10 protein-coding genes, 1 tRNA gene and 1 pseudogene are annotated in these 11475 nt (G+C 53.4%); 10 read left to right on the plus strand and 2 right to left on the minus strand.

Features of this window, described 5'->3' with window-relative positions:
• Positions 1–78: 78 nt before the first annotated feature.
• Positions 79–163, minus strand: a tRNA-Leu gene (locus tag ACIQ20_RS05535).
• Between the two features lie 204 nt (positions 164–367).
• Between ACIQ20_RS05535 and ACIQ20_RS05540 the strand changes: the two genes are divergently transcribed.
• From ACIQ20_RS05540 to ACIQ20_RS05565, 6 genes are all read left to right on the plus strand, one after another.
• Complete coding sequence (locus ACIQ20_RS05540; RefSeq protein ID WP_395778186.1) at positions 368–1621, plus strand: dicarboxylate/amino acid:cation symporter; 1254 nt, start codon at positions 368–370, stop codon at positions 1619–1621.
• 18 nt (positions 1622–1639) lie between these two features.
• Positions 1640–2473 carry a type I methionyl aminopeptidase gene (map, locus tag ACIQ20_RS05545; protein WP_395778203.1) on the plus strand — a complete coding sequence of 278 codons (834 nt, stop codon included), beginning with the start codon at positions 1640–1642 and terminating at the stop codon, positions 2471–2473.
• Between the two features lie 12 nt (positions 2474–2485).
• Positions 2486–3172: a DNA repair protein RadC gene (gene radC, locus ACIQ20_RS05550; protein ID WP_395778205.1), complete on the plus strand. Its 687-nt coding sequence runs from the start codon at positions 2486–2488 to the stop codon at positions 3170–3172.
• Between the two features lie 104 nt (positions 3173–3276).
• A complete protein-coding gene (locus tag ACIQ20_RS05555; protein WP_395778188.1) occupies positions 3277–4035 on the plus strand; it encodes a hypothetical protein in 759 nt (252 codons plus the stop codon).
• A gap of 24 nt (positions 4036–4059) precedes the next feature.
• On the plus strand, positions 4060–4416 hold the full coding sequence (locus ACIQ20_RS05560) for a hypothetical protein (RefSeq protein ID WP_395778190.1): 357 nt from the start codon (positions 4060–4062) through the stop codon (positions 4414–4416).
• A gap of 147 nt (positions 4417–4563) precedes the next feature.
• Positions 4564–5682 (plus strand): hypothetical protein, encoded by a 1119-nt coding sequence (locus ACIQ20_RS05565; protein ID WP_395778192.1) that lies wholly within the window; start codon positions 4564–4566, stop codon positions 5680–5682.
• 91 nt (positions 5683–5773) lie between these two features.
• On the opposite strand, the gene ACIQ20_RS05570 is transcribed toward ACIQ20_RS05565, so the two are convergent.
• On the minus strand, positions 5774–7885 hold the full coding sequence (locus ACIQ20_RS05570; protein ID WP_395778194.1) for an ATP-binding protein: 2112 nt from the start codon (positions 7883–7885) through the stop codon (positions 5774–5776).
• 285 nt (positions 7886–8170) lie between these two features.
• Between ACIQ20_RS05570 and ACIQ20_RS05575 the strand changes: the two genes are divergently transcribed.
• The 4 genes and pseudogenes from ACIQ20_RS05575 (at position 8171) to nadS (ending at position 11164) form a co-directional block, all read left to right on the plus strand.
• Positions 8171–10000, plus strand: coding sequence for a response regulator (locus tag ACIQ20_RS05575; protein WP_395778196.1), 1830 nt, complete (start codon positions 8171–8173; stop codon positions 9998–10000).
• A gap of 39 nt (positions 10001–10039) precedes the next feature.
• Positions 10040–10186, plus strand: a pseudogene (locus tag ACIQ20_RS05580) (integrase core domain-containing protein); the annotation flags it as partial.
• 343 nt (positions 10187–10529) lie between these two features.
• Entirely contained in the window at positions 10530–10871 is a 342-nt protein-coding gene (locus ACIQ20_RS05585) for a type II toxin-antitoxin system RelE/ParE family toxin (RefSeq protein WP_395778198.1), read from the plus strand.
• Positions 10868–11164: a NadS family protein gene (gene nadS, locus ACIQ20_RS05590; protein ID WP_298226654.1), complete on the plus strand. Its 297-nt coding sequence runs from the start codon at positions 10868–10870 to the stop codon at positions 11162–11164. The genes ACIQ20_RS05585 and nadS overlap by 4 nt, the downstream gene beginning before the upstream one ends.
• Positions 11165–11475 lie beyond the last annotated feature (311 nt).

An 11475-nucleotide genomic window follows, 5' to 3' on the forward strand; every position in this document is an offset into this window, starting at 1 on the left:
TCGCTCAGCTCGTAAGTTTACAGACCCTGTGACTGGCATACCCAGTCGCAGGGTTTGTTCTTTTTAGGCTGGAAGGATTGGTAGGGACGGCCGGACTTGAACCGGCACGGATTGCTCCAACGGATTTTAAGTCCGGTGCGTCTACCTATTTCGCCACGTCCCCATCTGGCCGCTTTGTGCGGCAAACGGACTTTTTGAGCAAGAGTGTCGTGATGTAATCAATCGGCTTTCTGCACGCCTGCTTGTGTGACCTTGCAGCGAAATGCCGGGGTTTAGGCGGGTGCCCTGCTTGCAGTGCTAACAAAGCTCAGCCAGATTGGCCGCTCAGGGCCAATTAGTTGGCCGATTTGGTTGAAAGCATTGCCTCATGTCGAAAGCCCTCATCATTCTTGCCGCACTCATTTTCGGGCTTTTGGCTGGAATTTGGCTGGGTGCGAGTGAGGCGATCAATGCAACAGCCGATACAATCGGCTCTGTCTGGTTAAATGCGCTGCGCATGACGGTGGTGCCGCTGGTCGTCGCCCTTTTGATTACAGGGATTGCGCAAACGGCTTTGGCGGCCCGCGCAGGCCGGCTTGCCGCCCGTGGGGTGGGGACCATGCTGGTGATCCTATGGTGCTCGTCCATCATGGCGGCCATTATGATCCCGGTCATTCTTGGCGTCTTTCCGATGCCGGATGGATCGGCTGACGCCTTGCGTTCGGCCTTGAGTATTACAGAAAAGCCCGGGCCCGTGCCGCCTTTGGGTGATTTCTTGCGCGCCATAATCCCAACAAACCCCATCGCAGCAGCAGCCAATGACGCCATTCTGCCCTTGATTATCTTTACCGCCGCCATTGGTTTCGCCTTGACCCGATTGCCACTGGAAAAGCGCGCACCGGTGACAGGCTTTTTCGAAGCTGTCGCAGAAGCCATGATCTTGGTGATTGGCTGGGTCCTGGCATTGGCTCCCATTGGCGTGTTTGCTTTGGCCTTTGTTGTTGGGGCCAAGGCAGGGGCAGAAGCGTTTGGGGCGTTGGCCCATTATGTCGTCGTCTTGTCCGCCCTTGGCGTCATCATTTGGATCGCGTCCTTTGCCTTGGCCGTCTTTGGAGCCAAGCGCGGTTTAGGCGAATTCTTCAAAGCTGCCATTCCCGCCCAAGCAGTCGCCATCTCGACCCAATCCTCGCTCGCGTCTTTGCCTGCCATGCTCAAGGGCGTGCAGGCCTTGGGCGTTCCAGCCGCTAAGGCAGACGTGATCTTACCGATCGCTGTTGCGATCTTCCGCGCAACAGGCCCTGCCATGAACCTCGGCGTCGCGCTTTATATCGCTCATTGGTTTGGAGTGGAGTTAGGGCCTGCCCAAATTGCTTTGGGCATTGCAGCGGGTGCTACCACCACCTTAGGCGCGGTCAGCCTGCCGGGCTCCATCAGCTTTATCAGCTCCATCGCGCCCATCTGTTTGGCCCTCGGCGCACCGGTGGAGCCCTTGGCCCTGTTGATCGCAGTCGAAACCTTCCCCGATATCTTCCGGACTTTGGGCAATGTCACCATGGATATGGCCGTGACTGCCACAGTCGCGCGCCAAGATGACGACGCGGCAGAGCAAACCACATTAGACCCCCTGCCCAAAAGCCAATAGGAAGGCTATATGACAGGGATGTATATCGACGCAGACACCCTACCCGACAGCCGTAATGACCATGCCATCAAACTGCATGGGCCAGAGGCTTTTGCTGGCATGCGCGCCGCAGGCCGTGCGGCAGCTGAGGTGCTGGATATGTTGGTCGGCGAAGTCAAAGAAGGCGTCACGGCTGAGCGGATTGACACGTTGGCGCGCGACTATGTGCTCGATCATGGCTGGATCCCGGCCTGCATGGGCTATCGCGGCTATAACCACACAACCTGCATTTCGCTAAACCATGTCGTTTGTCACGGGATCCCAGGGCCACGCCAGTTTCGCAGTGGCGACATCGCCAATATCGATGTCACCGTCATTGTGAATGGCTGGCATGGTGACCACTCGCGCATGTACGGGATTGGCGATGTATCCCGCAAAGCGCGCCGCTTGATGGACGTCACGTGGGAAAGCTTGCAGCGCGGCATCCAAGCGGTGAAGCCGGGTGCTACTTTGGGCGATATTGGCCATGCCATTCAAAGCTTTGTGGAAGCCCAGCGCTGTTCTGTCGTGCGCGATTTCTGCGGCCATGGCCTAGGCCGCGTTTTCCACGACAATCCCAACATTGTCCATTTCGGCAAGCCGGGCCAAGGCCCTGAATTGCGCGCCGGGATGTTTTTCACCATTGAGCCGATGGTAAATTTAGGCAAACATTCGGTTTCGGTGCTGCCTGACGGGTGGACCGCTGTTACGCGCGACCGTTCCTTATCTGCGCAGTTTGAACACTCGATTGGTGTGACTGAGGACGGATGCGAGATTTTCACCCTCTCCCCCCTTGGCTTGGACACACCCCACACGCTGTCTGATCCAGTTTGAGGGCCAAAGGGAATAGTCAACAAGTCGAATGCCCATCTTGATGGCCATCGCGAACGCTTACGCGACCGCTTCTTGCGTGCGGGCGCGGATGGTCTTGCCGATCACAAATTGCTGGAATTGTGGCTGTTTGGGGTCATTAAGCGGCAAGACACCAAAGTCCTAGCGCGCAACTTGATCACGCGCTTTGGTGGCATCAATGAAGTGTTGCAAGCACCCTTTCATGACCTTTTGCAAGTTGAAGGCGTTGGCCAAGTCGCAGCCATCCATCTCAAGTCGATCCACGCCATTCAAGTTCGGGGCAGCCAGAGTGAGATTCTGAACAAGCCCGTCTTGGGCTCTTGGTCGAGCGTTTTGGCGTATCTGAAGCTGAACCTTGGGGGTGCTAAGCGCGAGGAATTCCGCGTCCTTTTCTTGGACAAAAAACTACGACTCATTGTCGATGAAAAGATGGGCGAAGGCACGGTCGACCACGCCCCAGTCTATCCGCGCGAGATCGCGCGCCGCGCGCTGGAACTATCAGCCAGCTCTTTCGCTCTGGCCCATAACCACCCGTCCGGTGACCCAACCCCGTCTAGCGCCGATATTGCGATGACACGAGAAATCATTAATGCACTTAGTCCCTTAAAAGTAACCGTCATAGATCCTATAATTATTGGAGCGCAGTACACACAAATTATTAAGGCTCTTTTTATAACATAGTTACAGTATAGCTTTATTATATACGTATTAGTATCCGCCAAATAATCAATGATATGACTAGATAATTCTATGTATCTTAAATTACTCATAGGGAATTTTTCTCTATGACTATGCATTCGCGCACAATGAGTAGCGGCAGCACTACTGGTGTTCGCAGTTTGGCGGCTTTGGCCAAGACCTGTTCGACCAGCCGTGTCTTGAATCTAAATGCGACACACAAGGCAGCACTTCGGGCTACCGAAAAGCTGCACACGCCACTTTTCCAAGACCAGCTGCTGAACTGTGCGATCATTACCAAGCATCGCCCCAGACCGAATGAAATCGAATGTTTCCACGAAAATGTTCCGGTCGCGACTAAGATCATTTTTCCGATTGATAATCTTGACTTGCGGGTGGGCGGGCGCTCTGTCTTTGTCAATCAGATTGGCTATCTCAACGCTTTGTGCGACTTCTTTGGCAAGGATCCCATTGCTCTGGATGCTGATTTGACGGTCCTCGAACTTTTAAATGAACTGCCATCTTTGGATCCGTTCTTGGTGCGCGAACAACTCAAGCACCATAATTTCTCACCCTCAGACGATTACTTTGCCGTTACGCCAAGCGGCACCGCCCGTCTTGAGAAATTTGCCTATAACGAAATCCGCGAGCTGTTCACCCTCGCATTCCAATCATGGGCCGAGGCCGGCGGCGAATTGGTCAAGCGGATGTCAAACGCCATTCTGGCTACCAATGCGGATCACCGTTTAGCCCCTTTGCAAACGACTTTAGGCCTTGAGGGCGAGCAATTTCAACGCGGTATTTATAGCTGGAGAGGCTTTTTGTACTACAATTGGCAATTCCAAGAAACCAAGCCAGAGCTCTAAAAAGTTGTTGCGCAGATGCAGTCGATGAAGATCCGTGGTCGTGTTGACCCGACTATCGGCTATTTGATCGGCACGGTTCGAGGCTCAATTAAGGGGCGCATCCACGACGCGATTGAGCGAACCGGCGACATTTTGTCCTTGTATGACGATGGGCTTGCGGGCCTTGGAAAGAAGGGTAATGCTGCAGAGTTCTGTAGGTTCTTGTTGGAGGCACCAGGCCTTTTCATTGAATTAGGCAATGCCATGGGCATGATCTCCCACATCGTCTCGTATTGGCATTATCAATTTTGGCCAAGCCAAAGCGAAGTTACCAATGTTGAGGAGTTTCTTGACCTATTGAAAGACTTCGATCTCAGTCTTTTCCCTAGTGGGAATAGGTAGTTTGCGCAATTTGTCCTATTTTCTAAGCAGTTTGCCTGCACAAATGTAACCAAGGTTTACGAAATCTCAATTGGACTTGACCTACCAGTAGCTCGCCGAACAAATGCGTTCTTGTGCGCGCCAGTTAGAAATTTGGGGTGAGTATCCATGAGTGGCGTGAGAAGCTTAGCAGCACTAACAAACACGGCCTCAACGAGCCGGGTGCTGAATCTGCATTTGATCACCGTCGAGTTCGCTGATGATATGGCACGGGTCAGTGCGCCCTTTTTCTTCGATGCGGTTTTAAATCGGGCGATCATCATCAAGCACCGGCTGCGTAGTGATGAGACCTATCTGTTAAGCGATGGCACAGCGGTTGCCACCAAAATCATGTTTCCGTTGGATCGGTCAGATTTAAAAGCAGGTGGCCGCTCCATCCTAGTCAACCAAACGGGGTGGCGCGCCACTTTGTGTGACGTGTTGGGCGCGACTGAAGCAGAGCTAGAGAAGGATTTTGAGATCCTTGAGATGCTCAACGAATTGCCCTCGCTTGATCCATTCTTGGTACGCGAACAATTACGCCGCTTTCACCATCATCCTGCCGATTGCTATTTCGCTATTTCACCGGCCGATAATGCGCGCATGCAGACTTTTACCTCCAACGAGATGGCACCGCTGATTGCTATGGCGTTTGGCAGCAAGGATGGGGCCATTCCGCCAGAACTGGTGAAGAAGTTGGCCGATGCGCTCTTGTCGACCAATGCAGACTCCCGCCTTGATCCCCTGCGCATGACACTTGGTCTTGAAGGCGAGAAGTTCACGCAAGGCATTTTCAGCTGGAAGGGCTTCATTTATTATAAATGGCAGTTCTCAGAGACCTTCCATAAACTGACACGGATCAGCACCGAGATGGACTCGGTCAAGATCAAAGGCCGGATCGATAAGAATATTCGTGAAGAGATGGACGATCTAAAAAAATCGATCCGTGGCCGCATTCGCGACAGTGCAAAAGGCTGCCAAGCTGTGTTGTCGCTTTATGACGATGCTTTCCGCGACTTGGTTGAAAAGGGCAATACGGCGGCATTCCGTAAATTCCTGCTAGACGCACCTGTACTCTTCATTGAACTCGGCCATTCGATGGGCATTATGTCGCATATCTCGTCCTTCTGGGCCTTTCGGTTCAACAAGGACAAGGAAAAGAATGTTGAGATCCAAGAATATCTCGACATCCTGCGCGAGTTTGAAAATGGCCTAGCCCCCAAGCGCGCCACTATGGTGACGTGGTAGTCCTGATGGACGGCCTTTGGGGCTTGCCGACACCCCTCACACAGACAAAACGTGTCCGGCCGCCCACCTCAACAGCAGCTTTATACTGCCATCATCCGTGGGCTCGGGTCACTTTTCCGTAAGTGGCGAGAGCTGTTCGTAATGCATCCCCAATGGCCTGTTGCGTCACAGGCTTCACGACATGCAAATCGGCACCCGCAGCCAAAGCCTCGCGCCGATGGTTTTCACCAGCATTGGCAGTCAACATAATGATGGGCGTGGGCTTTACCCCCGTCATCGCTTCAAGCGCGCGGATTTCACGGGAGGCAGCTAGGCCGTCCTTAACCGGCATTTGCATATCCATGAAGATCACGTCGAAGGTTGCAGTCTCAAAAGCTTCCACGCCCTCTGCGCCATTCGTTGCCGTAAAGAACTCGGCCCCAAAGGGCTCCATCATGAACCCAAACACCTGCTGGTTCAGCAATTGATCTTCAACCAGCAAGACACGCAGATCTTTGGGGATGTCGCGACAAATCTCCGCCGGGTCCTCACTGATATCCGATGGCACCACGGCCCGATCGAGGGGTAGCGGCAGGTCAAGCGTGAAGACCGAGCCAACTTCAGGGGTTGACTGGGCCCGGATAGTTCCGCCCATCAATTCGGTCAGGGATTTTGTGATGGCAAGTCCAAGTCCGGTCCCTCCAAATCGGCGGGTAATCGAACTATCTGCTTGCGAGAAGCGTTCAAACAGTTTCTGGCTGTGCGTCTCGTCAAAGCCAATACCCGTATCTTCGACCTCAATCACTAAGCCAGGGCCCATAGAACGCGGAGATGCGGTGACCTTTACTCGGCCGACAGACGTAAACTTCACGGCGTTTGACACGAGATTGGTGATGACTTGGCGGAGGCGAACTGGATCGCCAAGGAAGAGCTGCTTTGTTGGCACAGTGTTGTCGAATGCAAGGTCAAGCTTCTTCTGCGCGCAGGCGTTTGCCATCAAGGCAACGACTTCTTGAATAATGAGAGAGACATCGATTGGAACCGCTTCCAATTGAAGCTCTCCAGCTTCCACCTTGGTCAAATCCAAGATGTCGGACAACTGGCGCTCCAGATCCTTGCCTGAAGTGCGGATCAACTCAACCATACGCTTCTGACGATCGTCTAAAGGTGTATTGGCCAAAGCGGAAGCAACCCCGACAACCCCGTTCAAAGGCGTACGCAACTCATGGCTCATGTTAGCTAAGAATTGGGTCTTCGCGGCATTGGCAGCGTTGGCCTTGACCGACAAATCTAGCAAATGCGCTTGCTGAGACTTCAAATGGGTAATGTCTGAGAAAGTTGACACTACAAAGGAGGGTGTATCCTCAAAAGGTTCAAAGAGTGGCCTTGCCGAGAGATTTAGCCATTTGGTGCCACCTTCGGCATCTGGCATGCCTACCACTTGGTTGCTGATTGGTGCGCCGCTACGCAAAACCTCAATCGCGGGCACCTCATTGGGCAAATAGGGTGTGCCGTCTTCGCGCAAGCGTTGCCAACGCGGATCGTTTGGCATCATGCCTAAAAGCTGATCCCGCGGCAGACCTAAGATTCGACAGGCGCTATGGTTGGCTTCGACAACCTTGCCAATTCGGTTTTTGATCAACACGCCTTCCGACATGGTTTCAAGAATGACGCGCGCATGGTCTGCTTCGCGGTTCAGGGCTTCATTTGCCTCCGCCATCGAAAGTGCGTCGCGGGTGGAACGTGTAATTTCAAGCTGGCTAACAACGATCTTTGCCAGCGCCTTCATTTGATTGATTTGCTGATCCGTGATGCCTCGCACCTTTTGGTCAATCGCGCAAAGCGTCCCCAGTCGCAGGTCTGGTCCAACGATCAAAGGAAAGCCAAAATAAGCACGAATCTTCGGTTCGCCCAGAACCAACGGATTATTCGCAAAGCGTTGATCTTCTAACGCATTGGCGACGATCAACGGCTCATCGTCCAAAATAGCGTGCGCGCAAAAGGCACTCTCGCGATCTGTCTCGCATGCGTCCAAGCCCACGCGTGCTTTAAACCATTGTCGTTCTGCATCTACGAGTGAAACCAGCGCGATGGGAACATCCATGATGCTTGAGGCTAAGGCGACAATGGCGTCCAAAGACGGATCGGGCAATGTATCGAGAATTGCAAAATCCAGCAACTCAGCGAGACGCTGGGCTTCATTGTGGGGCGTTGGCGCAGCCATAATCCATCCTCAAAAACTCAGATCCCAAGTATCTCACAAACTTTTTAAAGGAGTCTTAGTATGCCGATCAGAAGTCTAATTGCTCACGTGTACTGGCAGCCATTGAATGCGATTAAAATCATGGTCATTTAGTTGATAGATCGCCATTTTTTGTAGCAAACAAAGTTAAGCTAAAAGATTCGACTTATTTTCACTAGCCAATTCTTTAAAGGTTCACCTTATTTTTACTAGGCAGTTCTATGGTGCATGCTGGTACTTTACCCGACAAAGAATTGGTCCGAGTTGATGGATACTCACATAGCTGGATTCGCAGAGGTCGGCCTTAACCGGGCAAAGGAGCTGAAGACGCGCCTTGCGGTTGCGGCGTTTCTAGCGCTTGCGAGCTTTTTTATTGTCGGTGGCTATGAACCTTTTGTTTGGCTGGCAATCGTGGTTCTGGGCCAAGCGGCGGACTGGTACACTTTTAAGCCCTTACGCCTGAACCCTGAGAAGGTCGTATCAGAGGGAAAGAAGCTCGTCTGCATTGCCATCGTGTCCCTTAATGCTTTGGTTTACAACGGCATTGCAGCCATTCTCTGGGCCGAAGGTGGCGAGGCTGGGCGTATCTTTGCAACTCTGATTATTTGTGGTGCCCTGCTTCATTCTACCTTGCATGCGGCCCGTTCGACGGCCTTACTGGCCGCTTCAACTGTTCCGATGTGTCTCTATCTGATTGGCTTGCCGATTACGTCTTGGGCCTATTTCAAGATGGAAGCGGCGACTTCGGCTGTTATCCTGATTGGATCGCTCGTTTTTCTTGCGCATCTGGCGATCATTATTCGCCGCTCCTTTGAATCTACCGACCAGCTCGTGCGGGCAAATGCGGAAGCACAGGACCAAAAGAGGCGGGCCGAGGGCGCCAGCCAAACCAAGTCAGACTTTCTCGCGACCGTGACGCACGAAATTCGCACGCCGATGAACGCGGTTATGGCTTCTGCCATTTTGTTGCGCCAAACGAAATTGTCCAAAGTCCAGAGCGAGCACGTCGATATGCTCAACGACGCGGTCGATACCTTGCTTGCACTTTTAAACGACGTCCTTGACATGTCTAAGATCGAAGCAGGAAAAATGACGGTTGAACGGGTCGACTTCCCGGTTATCGATGAATTGCAAGCGGCGGTCCGGATTTGGGACCCACGCGCATCAGACAAAAGCCTAAGCCTACGGTTTAAAGCCGCTCCGGATTTCCCGACCGCGATCAAAGGTGACCCTCTACGTATCCGTCAAATTTTGTTCAATTTGATCTCTAACGCCGTAAAATTCACAGAGACAGGCTCTATCGACGTTTCCGCGCGAACTGGCCTCGATGCCAAGGGTCGGCGCGCCATTGTGCTGGAAGTGGCGGACACAGGCTGCGGCATTTCTGCTGGGACGCTCTCGCGCCTCTTTGTCGAGTTTGAACAAGGCAATCAAATGATCGCGCGGAAAAAGGGTGGAACGGGTCTGGGCCTTGCCATCAGCCGACGTTTGGCTGAACTGATGGATGGTTCACTGGATGTCCGCAGCCTCGAGGGTGAAGGTTCTGTCTTCACGGTAACCCTACCTTATGAACTGGCCGACAGCCAAAGCGCGCACGACGAAACCGAAGATGTTGAGGTGGACATGCGTCCCTTGCGCATCCTTGTGGCCGAGGACCATCCAACCAATCAAAAGATTGTCAGCCTCTTTTTGTCGACCATGGGCTGGTCACTCGCGATGGCCAATGACGGTGTTGAGGCGCTCGAAATGGCAGGGCTGGAGGAATTTGATGTTATCCTGATGGACATGCAAATGCCCAATATGGATGGCCTTGAAGCGACCCGACGGTTGCGCGCGTCAGCTAGCTATACCCAGTCGGTGCCCATTATCGCCCTAACCGCAAATGCAATGGATCACCACCGCACAGCCTTTATGGAAGCGGGTGCGGACGCCTTTGTGCCTAAGCCCTTGGACCCCAACGTCCTCATTCAAACGATTTTGACCTGTGCGAAGGCCAGTATGGCTGACGTGACCCACACCAACACGCAGTCCTTAGGGCCCACTCACCCGCCAAATTTGTCTGCGCCAGCTTGGCAACTAGACCAAAACCTCGCTTAAGAGGGCAGGTATTTCCTGACCTTCTGGGCTTGAATCGCTCACTGGTTCTTGTCTCTTGCGGATGCGAAAGAAAAGTTGGAGACTTACCGCAGATACTACAACGAGGTCAGGCCACATAGCGCCATCGGCAACAAAGTCCCGATCTCATTGACAAATTACGTTGGCGATCCCAGCCCGCTAACGTGACTTAGGCCGGGAAACTCTAACTCCCACTGGCCCGAACAATTGGTGCACCTCAGCAAGGCCAAAGACTCTAGGCCAAAGCGGCCCAACGATAGGTAGTAGAGCACGCTTGAACGACCGAGGCGGCGTAAGAACCCTCCCACCCACTATTGGGGTCACGTTGGCTACAATTTTCATCCGACTCCCGACGCCGGATTACATGATCCGTTGGTGTCAAACGTTGGCGCCTCTGAGAAGGTGCAGTCCTGAGGAACTACTCGCTAAGGCGCGATGTGCATTGCTGGGAAACGCCCGGTAAAATAAGTACGCCATTGACATATACGTCATTAGCCTATAATTCCACCTCATGACCGCTCCTCAAACCGTTGTCGAACTGGCTATCTTCGAGAGGCAAGCCAAAGCAATAATGTCGGATGAGGAACGTGCGGCCATTGTCGATTATATCGCGGCCAACCCAGAGGCTGGCGTGCCGCTCGGCGGTGGTTTGCGTAAAGTCCGTTTGGCCCGCGAAGGCGGCGGCAAGAGCGGTGGATACCGGACCTTGTTTGTCTTTGGCGGCGTGCATGTCCCTCTGTTTTTGGTGGGTGTGTTTGCCAAAAATGAAAAGAGTAACTTGACCAAGGCCGAGCAGGCCCACCTGGTGCAGTTGGCCAAGACGCTGCTGGCAACTTATGGAGAACGAAGATGAGCAAGTTTTACGATGAGTTGGCCGAGGGCCTCAATGAAGCGATTGCTTTTGCCAAGGGCGCGGATACCGGCGCGCGTGTCCACGTTATCGAGGTGCCGGTAATCGATGTGGCCAAGATCAGGGCGCAGACCGGTCTGTCGCAAAGTCAGTTCGCCAAAAGCATCGGCGTTGCCAAGGGGACGCTGCTCAACTGGGAACAGGGCCGCCGTCACCCCACTGGCCCCGCCCAAGTGCTACTGGCGATGATCGCGCGACGGCCATCGGTGGTGGCTGAGCTGCTGCGCGCGGCCTGATCATTCGCTGTTGATCACTTCCGACTTGGACGAATCGCATCCATTTTTTGTGACCTTACGAGAGTCTTCCTTCGGGCTCCGCTCACGCAGTACCTTCGCCTACTGCTTGCGCATCCAGAACTGACGGCATTTTGGCTGAACATGGCCGATTGCGGATGGTCTGGTTTGAGAGGCGCTTGTTAGATAAGCTGCCGTTTTGACGTCTTGAACGCCAATTGCAGCTTTTGTGCCGTTGCGGGCGATTGGACTCCCCGCTGCCTGAGCTGTAATCTGTCACTCATCGGACGATCCAAACGAGGGCCTTCGTGAAG

This window comes from Aquidulcibacter sp., from assembly GCF_044346625.1.
GTDB lineage: Bacteria > Pseudomonadota > Alphaproteobacteria > Caulobacterales > Aquidulcibacteraceae > Aquidulcibacter.

Coding starts and splice junctions, on each gene's coding strand:
- ACIQ20_RS05540 (WP_395778186.1), top strand. CDS start 368: ATGTCGAAAGCCCTCATCATTCTTGCCGCACTCATTTTCGGGCTTTTG.
- map (WP_395778203.1), top strand. CDS start 1,640: ATGTATATCGACGCAGACACCCTACCCGACAGCCGTAATGACCATGCC.
- ACIQ20_RS05555 (WP_395778188.1), top strand. CDS start 3,277: ATGACTATGCATTCGCGCACAATGAGTAGCGGCAGCACTACTGGTGTT.
- ACIQ20_RS05560 (WP_395778190.1), top strand. CDS start 4,060: ATGAAGATCCGTGGTCGTGTTGACCCGACTATCGGCTATTTGATCGGC.
- ACIQ20_RS05565 (WP_395778192.1), top strand. CDS start 4,564: ATGAGTGGCGTGAGAAGCTTAGCAGCACTAACAAACACGGCCTCAACG.
- ACIQ20_RS05570 (WP_395778194.1), bottom strand. CDS start 7,885: ATGGCTGCGCCAACGCCCCACAATGAAGCCCAGCGTCTCGCTGAGTTG.
- ACIQ20_RS05575 (WP_395778196.1), top strand. CDS start 8,171: ATGGATACTCACATAGCTGGATTCGCAGAGGTCGGCCTTAACCGGGCA.
- ACIQ20_RS05585 (WP_395778198.1), top strand. CDS start 10,530: ATGACCGCTCCTCAAACCGTTGTCGAACTGGCTATCTTCGAGAGGCAA.
- nadS (WP_298226654.1), top strand. CDS start 10,868: ATGAGCAAGTTTTACGATGAGTTGGCCGAGGGCCTCAATGAAGCGATT.